Source organism: Streptacidiphilus sp. P02-A3a (assembly GCF_014084105.1).
In the GTDB taxonomy this organism is placed as follows: domain Bacteria; phylum Actinomycetota; class Actinomycetes; order Streptomycetales; family Streptomycetaceae; genus Streptacidiphilus.
Genome location: NZ_CP048289.1, coordinates 8,681,281 through 8,696,847, shown reverse-complemented (window position 1 = coordinate 8,696,847; position 15,567 = coordinate 8,681,281). Strand labels below are relative to the sequence as shown.

Annotated in this window: 16 protein-coding genes; 13 read left to right on the top strand and 3 right to left on the bottom strand. The window is 74.3% G+C overall.

Annotated elements, in window-relative coordinates; genetic code table 11:
* The first annotated feature begins 81 nt into the window (after positions 1 to 81).
* The 4 genes from GXP74_RS41715 to GXP74_RS36865 all read left to right on the top strand — a co-directional run bounded on the left by GXP74_RS41715 (position 82) and on the right by GXP74_RS36865 (position 2,891).
* On the top strand, positions 82 to 210 hold the full coding sequence (locus tag GXP74_RS41715; RefSeq protein ID WP_255528198.1) for a hypothetical protein: 129 nt from the start codon (positions 82 to 84) through the stop codon (positions 208 to 210).
* Between the two features lie 477 nt (positions 211 to 687).
* The gene (locus GXP74_RS41270) at positions 688 to 927 is read left to right on the top strand and encodes a hypothetical protein (RefSeq protein ID WP_225448454.1); all 240 of its coding nucleotides are present in this window, start codon (positions 688 to 690) and stop codon (positions 925 to 927) included.
* Between the two features lie 110 nt (positions 928 to 1,037).
* Complete coding sequence (locus GXP74_RS36870) at positions 1,038 to 1,514, top strand: carboxymuconolactone decarboxylase family protein (protein ID WP_225448453.1); 477 nt, start codon at positions 1,038 to 1,040, stop codon at positions 1,512 to 1,514.
* Positions 1,515 to 1,643: 129 nt separating this feature from the next.
* Positions 1,644 to 2,891: a hypothetical protein gene (locus GXP74_RS36865; RefSeq protein ID WP_182455548.1), complete on the top strand. Its 1,248-nt coding sequence runs from the start codon at positions 1,644 to 1,646 to the stop codon at positions 2,889 to 2,891.
* A 63-nt stretch (positions 2,892 to 2,954) separates the two neighbouring features.
* Here GXP74_RS36865 and GXP74_RS36860 read toward each other — a convergent pair whose 3' ends face one another.
* Both GXP74_RS36860 and GXP74_RS36855 read right to left on the bottom strand, forming a co-directional pair.
* On the bottom strand, positions 2,955 to 4,154 hold the full coding sequence (locus tag GXP74_RS36860) for an NADH-quinone oxidoreductase subunit D (protein WP_225448452.1): 1,200 nt from the start codon (positions 4,152 to 4,154) through the stop codon (positions 2,955 to 2,957).
* Positions 4,151 to 5,242, bottom strand: coding sequence for an SAM-dependent methyltransferase (locus GXP74_RS36855; protein ID WP_182455547.1), 1,092 nt, complete (start codon positions 5,240 to 5,242; stop codon positions 4,151 to 4,153). Before GXP74_RS36855 ends, GXP74_RS36860 begins: the two co-directional genes overlap by 4 nt.
* A 111-nt stretch (positions 5,243 to 5,353) precedes the next feature.
* Between GXP74_RS36855 and GXP74_RS36850 the strand changes: the two genes are divergently transcribed.
* Positions 5,354 to 6,676, top strand: a complete 1,323-nt coding sequence (locus tag GXP74_RS36850; RefSeq protein WP_182455546.1) for a sensor histidine kinase — start codon at positions 5,354 to 5,356, stop codon at positions 6,674 to 6,676.
* A 65-nt stretch (positions 6,677 to 6,741) separates the two neighbouring features.
* Positions 6,742 to 7,422: a response regulator transcription factor gene (locus tag GXP74_RS36845; RefSeq protein ID WP_182455545.1), complete on the top strand. Its 681-nt coding sequence runs from the start codon at positions 6,742 to 6,744 to the stop codon at positions 7,420 to 7,422.
* A gap of 50 nt (positions 7,423 to 7,472) precedes the next feature.
* Here GXP74_RS36845 and GXP74_RS36840 read toward each other — a convergent pair whose 3' ends face one another.
* Positions 7,473 to 8,630 (bottom strand): low specificity L-threonine aldolase, encoded by a 1,158-nt coding sequence (locus GXP74_RS36840; RefSeq protein ID WP_182455544.1) that lies wholly within the window; start codon positions 8,628 to 8,630, stop codon positions 7,473 to 7,475.
* Positions 8,631 to 8,772: 142 nt separating this feature from the next.
* On the opposite strand from GXP74_RS36840, the gene GXP74_RS36835 reads away from it, so the two are divergent.
* The 7 genes from GXP74_RS36835 to GXP74_RS36805 all read left to right on the top strand — a co-directional run bounded on the left by GXP74_RS36835 (position 8,773) and on the right by GXP74_RS36805 (position 15,513).
* Positions 8,773 to 9,459, top strand: a complete 687-nt coding sequence (locus GXP74_RS36835; RefSeq protein WP_225448451.1) for a 1-acyl-sn-glycerol-3-phosphate acyltransferase — start codon at positions 8,773 to 8,775, stop codon at positions 9,457 to 9,459.
* A 242-nt stretch (positions 9,460 to 9,701) separates the two neighbouring features.
* A complete protein-coding gene (locus tag GXP74_RS36830) occupies positions 9,702 to 10,553 on the top strand; it encodes a Rossmann-like and DUF2520 domain-containing protein (protein ID WP_255528283.1) in 852 nt (283 codons plus the stop codon).
* Complete coding sequence (gene panC, locus GXP74_RS36825; RefSeq protein ID WP_182455542.1) at positions 10,550 to 11,398, top strand: pantoate--beta-alanine ligase; 849 nt, start codon at positions 10,550 to 10,552, stop codon at positions 11,396 to 11,398. The genes GXP74_RS36830 and panC overlap by 4 nt, the downstream gene beginning before the upstream one ends.
* A 63-nt stretch (positions 11,399 to 11,461) precedes the next feature.
* Positions 11,462 to 11,953, top strand: a complete 492-nt coding sequence (gene panD / locus GXP74_RS36820; RefSeq protein ID WP_182456899.1) for an aspartate 1-decarboxylase — start codon at positions 11,462 to 11,464, stop codon at positions 11,951 to 11,953.
* Entirely contained in the window at positions 11,950 to 13,710 is a 1,761-nt protein-coding gene (locus tag GXP74_RS36815; RefSeq protein WP_182455541.1) for an L-aspartate oxidase, read from the top strand. The genes panD and GXP74_RS36815 overlap by 4 nt, the downstream gene beginning before the upstream one ends.
* A 5-nt stretch (positions 13,711 to 13,715) precedes the next feature.
* On the top strand, positions 13,716 to 14,687 hold the full coding sequence (gene nadC / locus GXP74_RS36810; protein WP_182455540.1) for a carboxylating nicotinate-nucleotide diphosphorylase: 972 nt from the start codon (positions 13,716 to 13,718) through the stop codon (positions 14,685 to 14,687).
* Between the two features lie 40 nt (positions 14,688 to 14,727).
* Positions 14,728 to 15,513 carry a type III pantothenate kinase gene (locus tag GXP74_RS36805; protein ID WP_182455539.1) on the top strand — a complete coding sequence of 262 codons (786 nt, stop codon included), beginning with the start codon at positions 14,728 to 14,730 and terminating at the stop codon, positions 15,511 to 15,513.
* The last annotated feature ends 54 nt before the right edge of the window (positions 15,514 to 15,567 follow it).

The following is a 15,567-nucleotide window of genomic DNA, read 5'->3' as shown; positions in this document are numbered from 1 at the left end:
CCCATTGACTCCCGCCCATTTCCGGGGCGGGGCCGGAAGACTCACTGGGCGGTATCGAGCGCCCCGACCGTAGGAGGTCCCATGCTCGGCATTCTCCACAACGACGGCAAGGACGGGGACGGGCACCCCGGTCAGCCCTGGCCCGGTCCCTCGGAACCGCCGAGCCCCGACGGCGACACGCCGCCCGGGGACGGGACCCGCCGCAAGTAATGGCTGACGCTCCGCAGCAGGGGGGCCGAACCAGCGCTGATCCGTTGGTGCGGTCCCTTCTCAACGACGGCTCCATGACGCCCGATTGGGCGGACGCGTTCGAGGCTGTGCCCCGGGCCGCGTTCCTCCCCGATGACATCTGGGCACACGACATGACGACCGGCGGCAGCAGCTACGTTCACCGGCTGACCGACCCGGATACCTGGGAGCGGTACGCGGAATCCGTCCGGGTACCGATCGTCACCCAGTGGGACGACGGGGAGCACGGGGGCCCCGGTCCTGGCCGCACCCCGACCAGTTCGTCCTCGGAGCCGCGCCTGGTCGCGGCGTATCTGCGGGACGCCGATGTCCGGCCGCCCATGCGGGTCCTGCTGATCGGCACCGGCACGGGCTGGGACACCGGTCGCCCCGGCCCTGCTGGAGCAGACCAGGGAAGGCGGGCTGATTCTCTGCCCGTGGGGGACGCACTACGACAACGTGGACGCGCTGCTTCGGCTCACCGTCAGCGCGGACGGGAGCGCGTCCGGTCCGTTTCTGCGGATGGTCGAGTTCATGAAGCTGAGGAATCAGCGGCTGGACTGGGGGCGCTTCGACACCCGGTTCCGAGGGGAGTACCCCGGGCCGGCGCTCGACCGCTTCGGCCTGACGGTCACGCCGGACGGGACACAGCGACCGTGGCTCGATGACCTCTCGAATCCACTGCCCGCACCGAACTGAGCAGCACGGCAACCAGAACGGCCCGGGCCGCGTGCCGGGCGAAGTGGCCCAGGGAAGTGGGGTGGGAATGGACCATGGGTGTGGGCTGGTCGGGACGTAGCGTGGTGGTCATGACGACGACGAGCACGCACGAGCACGGTACGCACGGCCCCCGGATGAATCTGGCGAAGGCTGCGCCCGAGGTCTACAAGGCGATGATCGCGCTGGATCGGGCGGCCCAGCAGGGGCTGGATCCGACCCTGGCGGAACTGGTCAAGGTCCGGGCCTCGCAGATCAACCACTGTGCGTTCTGTATCACCATGCACACCCGTGACGCCCGCAAGGCCGGGGAGACCGAGCTGCGGCTCCAGCTGCTGCACGCCTGGGAGGAGTCGGGCGGCTTCTTCACGCCGAAGGAGCAGGCCGCACTGGCGCTGACCGAGGCGGTCACCGTGCTCACCGACGGCTTCGTGCCGGACGCGGTCTACCAGCGGGCGGCCGCGCACTTCGAGGAGGCGGAGCTGGCGCAGCTGATCGCGACGATCTTCACCATCAACGCCTGGAACCGGATCGCGGTGACCACGCGGATGGACCCCGCCTCGCTCTGACGGGATTTGGCTGTAATGCGGTGACCGCTGGTGCCCTGGCGCTGACCCAATGTCACATCACATCCCTGTCAAGGGTGTCTTTGGGACCTCACCTGACATAGCACCAGCGATCACGCTAGATTTCTGGCCATGCCACGTGGTCGCCATCGCCAAACCTCGCCTCTGAGCAGGCTGCTCCCACCCATCGCCTGCGGAGTACTGGCGGTCGCCGCGCTGGTGTCCGCCCCGCTCACCAGCGATCTCGCCCTGCTGCGGGTCCTGGTCGTGGCCACCGCCGTGGGCGCCGCCTCGGCGGCGGTGCTGCTGCGGATGCGCGACCGCGCCGGTGAGGTCGAACTGGAGACCGAGGTCTCCGCCCGGGCCCGCGACGAGGCCCGGTTCGAGGACCGGATCGCCGAGCTGGAGTTCCAGGCCGAGACCGCCGAGGAGCAGGCCAAGCGGTTGGAGCGGCGGCTGCTCGCGCAGCGTAGCCAGCTCGCCCGGGCCGAGGGCGACATCCAGCGGCTGCTCCGCGAGCGGGCCCGGGTCGCGGCCGAGCACGCGGCGCGCGCCGCCGAGGAGGGCCTCCGCCGGGAGGCCGCCGAGCGCGGCGTCCGGCCGACGCCCACCGCCTACCTGAAGGCGGCCTCGGTGCTGCGCGGCCTGGAGCGTCGCGCGGTGGCCGACCAGGCGCAGCGGAGTGCGGCCCCCGGCCCGGTCGGCTCGGTCGAATTGACGCTGGCCAAGCCCGCCCCGGCGCGGCAGCCCGCCCGCCCGCAGCCGGTCCAGCAGCCCGCCGCCGAGGCCGAGCCGCAGACCCAGCCGCAGACCCAGCCGCAGGCCGAGCCGCCGCAGACCCAGCCGCGGACGCAGACCCGGCCGCGTCCCGAGCCCGCCGCGGTACCGGCGGCCGCTGCCGCCGACCCTGCCGCCGAGGCGCCGATCGTGGTGCCAGGACCGGCCTGGGCGCGGGCGGCGCTGCCGCCGCTGCGCCCGGCGGTGAGCATCCTGCCGGCCACGCTCCAGCGCGGGGCGACCCGCTCGCAGGCCACCCGGGGCAGCTCGGCCGGGACCTTCAGCTTCTTCAGCCGCCAGGAGGGCGCGATCGCCACCGACCTCAGCCGGGTCCCCGCCGACCTGGCCGACGTGGTCGGCGACGAGGCCGCCGCCGAGCAGGACCGGTACGCCACCGCCACCGGAGCGGCGGTCGAGCCCGCCGCGGCCGAGTCCGCCGTCGACCCGGCCGCGCACGACCGCAGTGCGGAGCCCGAGGCCGACGCCGAGGCCGGTCGGCAGGAGTCTGCGGACGCTGCGCAGGACCCGGCCGACGACCTGGTGGACCTCACCGCCGAGGACGAGACCGAGCCGATCGACGTCCGGGTGCTGCGCGCCCTGTAGCCGCGAGTACGACGAAGGGCCCGGTCCGCGGACCGGGCCCTTCGTCGTGGCCGTGGCCGGGGGCTACTTGTCGATGTCGCCGACCACGAAGAACAGCGAGCCGAGGATCGCCACCATGTCCGCGACCAGGGTCCCCGGCAGCAGTTCGCCCAGGGCCTGGATGTTGTTGAAGGACGGCGAGCGCAGCTTCAGCCGCCACGGGGTCTTGTCGCCGCGCGAGACCAGGTAGTAGCCGTTGACGCCGAGGGGGCTCTCGGTCCAGGCGTAGGTCTGGCCCTCCGGGGCCTTCAGCACCTTCGGCAGCCGCTGGTTGACCGGTCCGGGCGCGAGCTCGGCGATCCGGTCCAGGCAGGCGTCGGCCAGGTCGAGCGCGTTGTGGGTCTGCTCCAGCAGGCACTCGAACCGGGCCAGGCAGTCGCCGTCGGTCCGGGTGACCACCCGCAGCACGTCGCCCAGTTCGCCGTACGACAGGTAGGGCTCGTCCCGGCGCAGGTCGAAGTCCACGCCGGAGGCCCGGGCGATCGGCCCGCTCACCCCGTACGCGTGCACCGCCCGGGCCGACAGCACGCCGACGCCCCGGGTGCGGGCGCGGAAGATGTCGTTGCCCAGGACCAGGTCGTCGAAGGTGCCCATGCGCCCGCGTACGGTGGCGATCGCGGCCCGGGCCCGCTCGTACCAGCCGGCCGGGAGGTCCTCCTTCAGGCCGCCGACCCGGTTGAACATGAAGTGCATCCGGCCGCCGGAGGCCTCCTCCAGCAGCGACTGGAGCTGCTCGCGGTCGTGGAAGGCGTGGAAGACCGGGGTGATCCCGCCCAGCTCCAGCGGGTAGGAGCCGAGGAACATCAGGTGGTTCAGCACCCGGTTGAGCTCGGCGAGCAGGGTCCTGGTCCAGGTGGCCCGCAGCGGGACCTCCATGCCGAGCATGCGTTCGACGGCGAGCACCACGCCCAGCTCGTTGGCGAAGGCCGAGAGCCAGTCGTGCCGGTTCGCCAGCACGATGATCTGCCGGTAGTCCCGGGCCTCGAACAGCTTCTCGGCGCCCCGGTGCATGTAGCCGACGATCGGCTCGGCGGCGGTGATCAGCTCGCCGTCCAGGTGCAGCCTGATCCGCAGCACGCCGTGGGTGGAGGGGTGCTGCGGGCCGATGTTCAGCACCATGTCGCTGGTGCCGAGTTCGGTGGCGGCGCCCGCGCCGAGGCCGACCGTCGTCTCCCGCCGACCGGTGCCCGGCCTGCCGCTCGTCATGGGCGCGCTACTCGTCATGGCCCAGAGTCTGCCATCCCCGCTGATCCGCCGACGTCCGCGGCCATTCCTCGGGCAGTCAGCCATTCCTCGGGCAGGACCGGCGCTCCGACCGCCTGCACCGCCCAGACGAACGAGCCGAGGCCGCCGCGCCCGGTCAGCTCGGCCGCCTCCCCGGCCGCCGCGAGCGCGCGCAGGTATCCGGCCGGGTCGGTGGCGGCCAGGCTCAGCGGTGGCCTGGCCCCGCTCAGGCCGAGCCGGTGCAGGGCCTCGCGCTGGGTTGTCCACAGGCTGTGGACAACCCGCTCGCCGTGAGCGGACCGGGCCGCCGCGAGGCAGGCGTCCAGGGCGACCCGCGAGGTCAGGTCGCAGCCGCCGTCCGGGACCGGGCGTACCTCCCGCCCCTCGCGGTAGCCGGTGAGGCTGCCGAAGGGCGGCCGGTCGTCCGCGTGGTGGGCGTAGTCCACCGCCACCGCCAGGCCCCGGCCGAGCGAGCCGACGGCCGCCGCCCAGGCGGCGTCCCTGGGCAGCCCGACCTCCGCGCGGAAGCCCGGCTCGGCGGCGCCCCCGGCCAGCGGCCACCACCGCTCCAGCCAGTCCGCCGCCGGGCCGCCGAGCGGATCGCCCAGGCTCTCCCGGCCGGTCGCCGGATCCACCAGCACCAGCCGGACCACGCCGTCCTCGTCCACCTCGGCGACGTCCACCGGGACGTTGTCCAGCCACTCGTTGGCGAGCAGCACCCCGGCCGCCGCGGGCTCGATCCGGGCGCCCCAGCCGATCCGCTCCGGCAGCCCCGGCGGCCGGTCGGCCAGCTCCACCCCCCGCAGCCGCAGCCGCCCGGCCAGCTCCGGGTACCGGTCGCGGGCCTGCGCGTCCAGCGCCAGCAGCAGCTCCCCGCGCCCCGCGCCCACGTCGGTGACCACCAGTTCCACCGGACGGCCCAAGCCCTCGTCCACCAACCGCACCAGTTCCAGCAGCGCCGTCGCGAACAGCGGCGACGCGTGGACCGAGGTGCGGAAGTGCCCGGCCGGGCCGACCGGCTGCCGGAAGAAGCCGCCGGGCCCGTACAGCGCGGTCTCGGTCGCGTCCCGCCAGCTGGTCATCGCCATGGCACCACCATCCCAGCGGGTGGTGATGGCAACCAACTCCGACCTGCGGAGGACACCCGGCTCAGTCCGACGGTGGACCCGGGGGCGCCGCGGGCTGCCTACCCTTGGAGGGTGCAGACGATGTACAGCTGGTTCCGCAGGCATCCCATGGTGGCTGACGCCGCATGGGCGGCCTTGCTGTTCCTGCTGTGCGCGCTGGTGATAGCGGTCAACTGGGACAACGGGCAGCTCGCCTTCGCGCTGATGGTCAGCACCGTCGTGCTCTGCTCGATGCTGGTGATCCGCCGCAGCCGTCCCGACCTCGCGGTCTGGGTGGGCATCGGCACCGGCCTGGTGCAGGTCGCCTGCGGCTCGCGGGTGAACGTCGCCGACTTCGCGCTGCTGCTGCTCGCCTACACGGCCGCCGCCTTCGCCCACGTCTGGACGTCCAGGGCGGCGCTGATCGCCGGGCTCGCCGCCGGGCCGCTGGCCTGGCTGCGCTTCTACGGCGCGCACGCCTCGCCCAACCCCCCGCCCGGACGGCCGGACAACCACGTCTGGATCGACGTGATCATGAGCGTGGTCTTCTCCACGCCGTTCCTGCTGTGCTGGGTGCTCGGGCGGCTGACCCGGATCCGCCGCGCCTACTACGTGCAGCTGGAGGACCGGGCCGCGCGGCTGGAGCGCGAGCGCGACGCCCAGGCGAAGATCGCCGTCGCCGCCGAGCGCGCCCGGATCGCCCGGGAGCTGCACGACGTGGTCGCCCACAACGTCTCGGTGATGATCGTCCAGGCGGACGGCGCCTCCTTCGTGATGGATTCCTCGCCCGAGCAGGCCAGGCAGGCACTGGCGACCATCGCCGGGACCGGACGCCAGGCCCTGGAGGAGATGCGCCGACTGCTGGGCCTGCTGCGCTCGGCCGACAGCGGCGGCGAGTACCTGCCGCAGCCCGGCGTGGAGCAGCTGCCTGACCTGCTCGACCAGGTGCGCAACGCGGGCCTGCCGGTGGTGTTCGAGGTCGAGGGCGAGCCCCGGGAGCTGCCGCGCGGCGTGGAGCTGACGGCGTACCGGATCGTCCAGGAGGCGCTGACCAACGCCCGCAAGCACGGCGGCCCGCGGGCCGCCGCCCGGGTGCGGATCCGCTTCGACGACCGGGGGGTGGACGTGCTGATCGAGGACGACGGCCGGGGCGCCACCGCGCAGCTGGCCAGGGACGGCGGCCAGGACGGTTTCGGCCACGGGCTGATCGGGATGCGCGAGCGGGTCGGTATGGTCGGCGGCACGCTGAACGTCGGCCCCGGCAGCAACGGCGGCTTCCGGATCGACGCCAGGCTCCCGCTCAAGCCCACCCGGGGCAAGCGGCCCGAGCCCGCTCCCGTCCCGCCGCCGGAGTCGGCCCCGGAGCCCGCCGCGACGCCGGACCCGGCCCTCGCCCCCCACCTCCCCCGCGCCTGACCGGCCCGCATCCCCACCAGGTGCCCGGCCCGTCCAGGCGCCCGCCCGCTTCGCCAAGGAGTGCCATGCCCATCCGCGTCATGCTCGTCGACGACCAGGAGCTGCTGCGCACCGGCTTCCGCATGGTGCTCCAGTCGCAGCGCGACATCGAGGTGGTCGCCGAGGCGGGCGACGGCGCCCGGGCGCTGGAGGTGCTGGCCGAGACCCCGGTCGACGTGGTGCTGATGGACGTCCGGATGCCGCGGCTGGACGGGGTGGAGGCGACCCGCCGGATCTGCGCCGGGGCGCCCCGGCCGGACGGCGGCCCGCGGGTGCTCATCCTGACCACCTTCGACCTGGACGAGTACGCCTTCGCCGCGCTCAAGGCCGGGGCCAGCGGCTTCCTGCTGAAGGACGTGCCGCCGGCCGAGCTGGTGGCGGCGATCCACGCGGTGCACGAGGGGGAGGCGGTGGTCGCGCCGACCACCACCCGCCGCATGATCGACCGCTTCGCCAGCGTGCTGCCCAGCTCGCAGCCGCCGCAGGACACCCCGGAGATGGCCCGGCTCACCGAGCGCGAGCGCGAGGTGCTGCTGCTGATCGCCACCGGGCTGTCCAACGGCGAGATCGCGGCCCAGCTGTCGCTGTCGGAGGCGACGGTGAAGACCCACGTCGGGCGGATCCTCACCAAGCTGGAGCTGCGCGACCGGGTCCAGGCGGTGGTGCTCGCCTACGAGACCGGGCTGGTCCGCGCGGGCGGGCTCTGAACAACCCCCCGGCCCGGGGCCGCCGCCCGGCTCCGGGCCGCCGCCGGTGGTCAGCCGATTCGCTCCAGGAAGGCGGCCACCCCCGCCCGGACGTCCGCCGGGGTCCACGCCAGGGCGTCGGCGGCGACGGTCACCTCGGTGTAGGAGACCCCGGGCAGGCCCGGCTCCCGCCACATCCCGAAGACCGCCTCCCGGGTCTGCTCGGCCTGCCGCAGCCCGGCCGCGTTCAGCGCGTCCGCCGGGAACGGCAGCCACACCTGGAACTGGTGCGTGTGCGGCGGCTCCGGGTACACCCGGGCGCCCGGGACCGCGGCCAGTGCCCCGGCGATCGCCGCCGCCACCGTCTTCGCGTGCCCGACGTACTCCGCCAACCGGGGGAGTTCCCGGTCGAGCCCGGCCAGCGCCGACAGCGCGGCGGGCCACTGCTCGAACAGCTGCCCGCCGTAGCGGTGCCGCCAGTGCTTCGCCTGCGCGGTGAACTCCTCCGGGCCCGCCAGCGCCGCGCCGCTGAGGCCGCCCAGGGACTTGTAGAAGGAGACGTAGACCGAGTCCGCCAGCTCGGCGATCTCCGGCAGCGAGCGGCCGAAGTGCGGCACGGTCTCCCACAGCCGGGCCCCGTCGAGGTGCACCACCGCGTCCCTGGCCCGGGCCGCCGCCACCGTCTCCCGCAGCTCCTCCCAGGTCGGCAGCACGAACCCGGCCTCCCGCAGCGGCAGCTCCAGCAGCAGCGTGCCGAAGGGCTCGGCGAACTCGGCGACCTCGTCGGCCGAGGGCAGCCGCGGCTGCCGCGTCGGCCAGACGCTGCGCAGGCCGGTCAGCTGGGAGTAGGCGAAGCGCTCGTGCAGCTCCAGGTGGGACAGCGGGTGCATCGCCACGGTCCGGTCCCCGGTGCGGTCCGCCCAGCAGCGCAGGGCGACCTGCTGGGCCATCGTCCCGGTCGGGAAGAAGGCCGCCGAGTCCGTCCCGAGCAGCCCGGCGACCCGCTCCTCCAGCGCCTCGACCACGCCGTTGCCGTAGACGTCCGGGCGCTGGTCGAGGTCGTACGCCTGCTCGGCTCCGGCCGCGAGGTCCGCCAGCCGCTCCCGCAGCGTCGTCGTGCGGGCCGCCGACAGCACCCGTTCGCAGCCGCGGATCGCCGCGAACCGCCGCTCCGCCGGATCCGCCGCCGACTGTTCGTCCTGCCGTTGTCCTTGCTCGTGATGGGCCATGCTCCGATCATCCCCCGGCGACGCGCGGTCGGGGATTCGGACAGGGCCGCCGAACCGCGCCCCCGATGTCATACGATCCCGCAGCCGGGCAATCCTGTACGGTGACCCGCCAGTAACGTCCGCAGACGGCCCCGGAGGACACGTGTTCGCTCTCATCGCCAGGTCGGTGCTGGCTCCGCTCGCCCGAGTGGTCTACCGGCCGGTCGTGGAAGGACGCGAGAACGTGCCGAAGCGCGGCGCGGTGATCCTGGCGAGCAACCACCTGTCCTTCATCGACAGCATGGTGATCCCGCTGGTCGCCCCGCGCCCGGTGGTGTTCCTGGCCAAGGCGGAGTACTTCACCGGCACCGGGCTCAAGGGCCGGATCAGCCGCGGCTTCTTCACCGCGATCGACGCCGTCCCGGTCGAGCGCGGCACCCACCGCGCCGCCCAGGCCTCGCTGGACGCCGCGCTGGAGGCGCTGAACGACGGCAAGGCCTTCGGGATCTACCCGGAGGGCAAGCGCTCGCTGGACGGCCGCCTCTACCGGGGCCGCACCGGCGTCGCCTGGCTGGCGCTGACCTCCGGCGCGCAGGTGGTCCCGGTGGCCCTGGCCGGTACCCAGGACATCCAGCCGGTCGGCAAGCGGATCCCGCGGATCCGCCGGGTCACCGTGCGCTTCGGCGAGCCGCTGGACTTCGGCGACCGCGCCCGCGCGGTGCGCGAGGGCCGCACCCCGGCCGGTCCGGTGCGCCGCGCGGTCACCGACGAGATCATGGACGCCATCCGGGCGCTGTCCGAGCAGGAGCCCGCCGACGCCTACAACGAGGGCCCGCAGATCGCCGCCTGACGCTGCCCCGCCGCCGCCGTAGGATGGCGGCGTACGTCCGGTACCCGCTGCGGACCGGAACGGGAGAAGGAGCGGTGAGGGTGACTACAGGCGACTCCGGGCTGCCTGGCGCGGGCCGGGCCAACGGCCCCTTCGACGACGGCTTCGGCGGCCCCTTCGACGACGGCTTCGGCGGTACCGGCCCGGGGTTCGACCCGGATCCGGCCGACCCGGGCAACCGGCCCGCCCGGCTCGCCGTCGGCGTGGTCGGCACCGGCCGGGTCGGACCGGCGCTGGGCGCGGCGCTGCAACTGGCCGGGCACCGGGTGGTGGCCGCCTCCGGCGTCTCGGCCGCCTCGCGCCGCCGCGCCGAGGCGCTGCTGCCCGGCGTCCGGCTGGTCACCCCGCCGCAGGTGATGGCCGCCGCGGACCTGGTGCTGCTGACCGTCCCCGACGACGCGCTGCCCGGCCTGGTCGCCGGTCTCGCCGAGACCGGCGCGGTCCGCCCGGGCCAGCTGCTGGTGCACACCTCCGGCGCGCAGGGCGTCGCGGTGCTGGAGCCGGCGACCCGGGTCGGCGCGCTGCCGCTGGCGCTGCACCCGGCGATGACCTTCACCGGTACCTCGGTGGACGTCGCCCGGCTGGCCGGGTGCCCGTTCGGGGTGACCTCGCCGGAGGAGCTGCGCCCGGTCGCCGAGGCGCTGGTGGTGGAGATGGGCGGGGAGCCGGAATGGGTGCCCGAGGCCGTCCGGCCGCTCTACCACACGGCGTTGGCGCACGGCTCGAACCACCTGGTGACGCTGGTGGCGCAGGCCATGGAGACACTGCGGGCGGCCGGGGTGGCCGAGCCGGGGCGGATGCTCGGACCGCTGCTCGGCGCGGCCCTGGACAACGCCCTGCGCAGCGGCGACGCCGCGCTCACCGGCCCGGTCGCGCGCGGCGACGCGGGGACGGTGCGCACCCACGTGGCGCAGCTGCGCGCGGTCTCGCCGCAGGTGCTGGACAGCTACCGGGCGATGGCCCGGGCCACCGCCGACCGGGCGCTGGCGAACGGGATGCTGAAGGCGGAGGCGGCCGCGGCGCTGCTGGACGTCCTCGCGGAGGAGGGGCGATGAGCGTGCGGACGGTGCGGACGGCGGCGGAGCTGGGGCAGGTCGGCGGCGCCGGGCCGCGCGCGGTGGTGATGACCATGGGCGCGCTGCACCAGGGCCACGCCGCGCTGATCCGCGCCGCCCGCGAGTTCGCCGGGGCGGCCGGGACGGTGGTGGTGACGGTCTTCGTCAACCCGTTGCAGTTCGGCGCGGGTGAGGATCTGGACCGCTACCCGCGCACCCTGGACGCCGACCTGGGGCTGGCCGAGGCGGCGGGCGCGGACGCGGTCTTCGCGCCCTCGGTGGAGGAGGTCTACCCCGGCGGCGAGCCGCAGGTGCGGATCTCGGCGGGCCCGATGGGCACCCGCTTCGAGGGCGCCGCCCGCCCGGGCCACTTCGACGGCATGCTGACCGTGGTCGCCAAGCTGCTCCAGCTGACCCGGCCGGACGCGGCCTTCTTCGGCGAGAAGGACGGCCAGCAGCTGGCGCTGATCCGGCGGATGGTGCGGGACCTGAACTTCCCGGTGCGGGTCGTCGGGGTGCCGACCGTGCGCGAGCCGGACGGCCTGGCGCTGTCCAGCCGCAACCGCTTCCTGACCGCCGCGGACCGGGCCGAGGCGCTGGCCCTGTCCCGGGCGCTGTTCGCCGGGCGGGACGCCGCGCCGCAGGGCCCGGCGGCGGTGCGGGCGGCGGCCGGAAAGGTCCTGGCCGGATCCGCGGCCGGAGCGGCCGCGGACTACCTGGCGCTGATCGACCCGGCCGACTTCACCGAGGTCGACCGGGAGGACTTCCACGGTGAGGCGGTCCTCGCCGTCGCCGTGAAGGTCGGTACCACCAGGCTGATCGACAACGTGCGCATCAGCCTGTGAGCTCAGCCTGAGCTCGCCCGTTCCCCGTCATTTCGGCATGCACTTCACCCTGGAGGCGTGACCATGCTTCGCACCATGCTCAAGTCCAAGATCCACCGTGCCACCGTCACCCAGGCCGACCTGCACTACGTGGGATCCGTCACGGTCGACCAGGACCTGCTGGACGCGGCCGACCTGCTGCCCGGCGAACTCGTCCACATCGTGGACATAGACAACGGCAACCGGCTGGAGACCTACACCATCGCCGGCGAGCGCGGCAGCGGCATCATCGGCGTCAACGGCGCCGCCGCGCGCCTGGTCCATCCCGGTGACCTGGTGATCCTCATCGGCTACGGCCAGATGGAGACCGCCGAGGCCCGGGTGTACCGGCCCCGGGTGGTGTTCGTCGACGCCGCCAACCGGATCACCCAGGTCGGCGGCGACCCGGCCGACGTCCCGGCCGGGAGCGGACTGCTGCGCGGGGATACGGATGCGCGTGTGATTCACGCCCAGGCGTACGGTGACGTCGACGGTGCGGCACCAGGCGCACCCACGCACGTTCGGAGTGAGGCATGACGTCAACCCGCAGGCTCGCGGCCCCCGATCCCGGCTGGACGGCAACCGCCGACGTCGTGGTGGTCGGTTCCGGCGTGGCCGGGCTGACCACCGCGCTGCGGCTGCGCGCCGCCGGGCTGCGGGTGCTGGTGGTCACCAAGACCGTGCTGGACGACGGCTCCACCCGCTGGGCGCAGGGCGGCATCGCCGCCGCGCTCGGCGAGGGCGACACCCCCGAGCAGCACCTGGCGGACACCCTGGTCGCCGGGGCGGGCCTGTGCGACGAGGACGCGGTACGGCTCCTGGTCACCGAGGGCCCGGACGCGGTCCGGCGGCTGATCGCCACCGGCGCGGCCTTCGACCAGGACGCCGACGGCGAGATCATGCTCACCCGCGAGGGCGGACACCACCGCAACCGGATCGTGCACGCGGGCGGCGACGCCACCGGGGCCGAGGTCTCCCGGGCGCTGGTCGCCGCGGTCCGCGCCGACCAGCAGGTCGAGGTGGTCGAGCACGCGCTGGTACTGGACCTGCTCACCGACGCCGAGGGGCGGACCGCCGGGCTGACCCTGCACGTGATGGGCGAGGGCCAGCGCGACGGCGTCGGCGCGGTGCACGCCCGGGCGGTGGTGCTCGCCACCGGCGGCATGGGCCAGGTGTACTCGGCCACCACCAACCCGGCCGTCTCCACCGGCGACGGCGTGGCGCTGGCGCTGCGGGCCGGGGCCGAGGCCACCGACCTGGAGTTCGTCCAGTTCCACCCGACCGTGCTGTGGCTCGGCCCGGAGGCCGAGGGCCAGCAGCCGCTGATCTCCGAGGCGGTCCGCGGCGAGGGCGCGCACCTGGTGGACGCCGACGGGGTGCGCTTCATGGTCGGCCGGCACGAGCTCGCCGAGCTCGCGCCGCGCGACATCGTCGCCAAGGGCATCATGCGCCGGATGCAGGAGACCGGCACCGCGCACATGTACCTGGACGGCCGCCACTTCGGCGCGCGGATGTGGGAGGAGCGGTTCCCCACCATCCTCGCCTCCTGCCGCAGCCACGGCATCGACCCGGTCACCGAGTTGATCCCGGTCGCCCCGGCCGCGCACTACGCCTCCGGCGGGGTCCGCACCGACCTGCGCGGCCACACCAGCGTGCCCGGCCTCTACGCCTGCGGCGAGGTCGCCTGCACCGGCGTGCACGGCGCCAACCGGCTGGCGTCCAACTCGCTGCTGGAGGGCCTGGTCTTCGCCGAGCGGATCGCCGCCGACATCGTCGAGCGCGACGCCGCGGGCAAGCTCACACCCCGTCACGAGGCCCACCCGTCTCCCGCCGGCACCCCTGCCGGAGGCGCTCCGCACCGCGCCTCCCCCAGCCGCCGGGTACAGCGGGTGCCGCTGCTGGCGTCCGAGGCGCGGGCCGAGATCCAGCGGCTGATGACCGCGGGCGTCGGCGTGCTGCGCAGCGCCGCCAGCATGGCCGAGGCCGCGCGCGGGCTGGAGGCGCTGGCCCAGCCGCACCACACCGGCGACCACACCGGCGACCACGCCGACGACCACGGCGGCGACCACGCCGACGACCGGCAGGCCAAGGGCGAGGCGCCGCAGGTGGAGACCTGGGAGGCGACCAACCTGCACCAGGTCGCCACCGCGCTGACCGCCGCCGCGCGGCTCCGCGAGGAGACCCGGGGCTGCCACTGGCGCGAGGACTTCCCCGACCGGGACGACGCCCGCTGGCGGGTGCACGTGATCACCAAGGCCGGTACCGACGGCCTCACCACCCTCCCCGAGGAGTAGCGAGCATGAGCACGCACGACCACGACCACGAAGAACTCCCGCTGGCGGACGGCGGCTGCGGCGCGGGCTGCGCCTGCGGCGACGGCGAGTACCAGACCGGCCTCGACCCGCGGCTCGCCGAGCTGCTGGAGCAGGCCGGGCTCGACCCGGTCGAGGTCGAGGACATCGCCACCCTCGCGCTGGCCGAGGACCTGGCCGGGGGCGAGGACGTCACCTCCGTCGCCACCGTCCCCGAGGCCGCCGTGGCCACCGCCGACTTCACCGCCCGGCAGGCCGGGGTGGTGGCCGGGCTGCGGGTCGCCGAGGCGGTGCTCTCGCTGATCGCCGAGGAGGAGTTCAGCGTCGAGCGGCAGGTCGAGGACGGCGACCGGGTCGAGGCCGGGCAGGTGCTGCTCAGCGTCACCACCCGCACCCGCGACCTGCTCACCGCCGAGCGCAGCGCGCTCAACCTGCTCTGCCACCTGTCCGGCATCGCCACCGCCACCCGGGCCTGGGCGGACGCGCTGGAGGGCACCGGCGCGGTGGTCCGCGACACCCGGAAGACCACCCCGGGGCTGCGCGCCCTGGAGAAGTACGCGGTCCGCTGCGGCGGCGGGGTCAACCACCGGATGGGCCTGTCCGACGCCGCCCTGGTCAAGGACAACCACGTGGTCGCGGCCGGCGGGGTGGCCGAGGCGTTCAAGGCCGTCCGCGCCGCCTACCCGGACCTGGACGTCGAGGTCGAGGTGGACCGGATCGACCAGATCCAGCCGGTGCTGGACGAGGGCGCGGACCTGATCCTGCTGGACAACTTCAGCGTGCCGGAGCTGCGCGAGGCGGTCGCCCTGGTCGCCGGACGGGCCAAGCTGGAGTCCTCCGGCGGGCTGACCCTGGAGAACGCCCGGGCGGTCGGCGAGACCGGCGTCGACTACCTGGCGGTGGGCGCGCTCACCCACTCCTCGCCCATTCTTGACATCGGTCTCGACCTGCGCGGATAGTCCAGCGAATTACCCTCCTATCTGAAGAACGGCTTGCCCCATGCTGCTCACCATCGACGTCGGCAACACCCACACCGTTCTCGGCCTCTTCGACGGCGAGGAGATCGTGGAGCACTGGCGGGTCTCCACCGACCCCCGGCGTACCGCCGACGAGACGGCGGTGCTGATGCAGGGGCTGATGGGGGCTCACCCCGCGCTCGGCGAGGACACCGTGGACGGACTGGCCATCTGCTCCACGGTGCCCTCGGTGCTGCACGAACTGCGCGAGGTGACCCGCCGTTACTACGGCGACGTGCCGGCCGTGCTGGTGGAGCCCGGCATCAAGACCGGGGTCCACGTGCTCACGGACAACCCGAAGGAGGTCGGCGCCGACCGGATCGTCAACACCCTGGCGGCCAAGCACCTCTACGGCGGCCCCTGCATCGTGGTCGACTTCGGCACCGCCACCACCTTCGACGCGGTCAACGAGCGCGGCGACTACCTGGGCGGGGCGATCGCGCCCGGGATCGAGATCTCGGTGGAGGCGCTGGGCCAGCGCGGCGCCAAGCTGCCCCGGATCGAGATCATCCGGCCGCGCAACGTCATCGGCAAGAACACCGTGGAGTGCATGCAGTCCGGCATCCTCTACGGCTACGCCGGGCAGGTCGACGGGGTGGTCAACCGGATGGCCGCCGAGCTCTCGGACGACCCGGACGAGGTCCAGGTGATCGCCACCGGCGGGCTGGCCCCGCTGGTGCTGGGGGAGGCCAGCAGCATCGACGTGCACGAGCCCTGGCTGACCCTGATCGGCCTGCGACTGGTGTACGAGCGCAACACCGCCGGGTGAGCGCGAGGCCCTACGACTGGCGGATGCTGACGGCGCGTCGATAATCAGAAATCA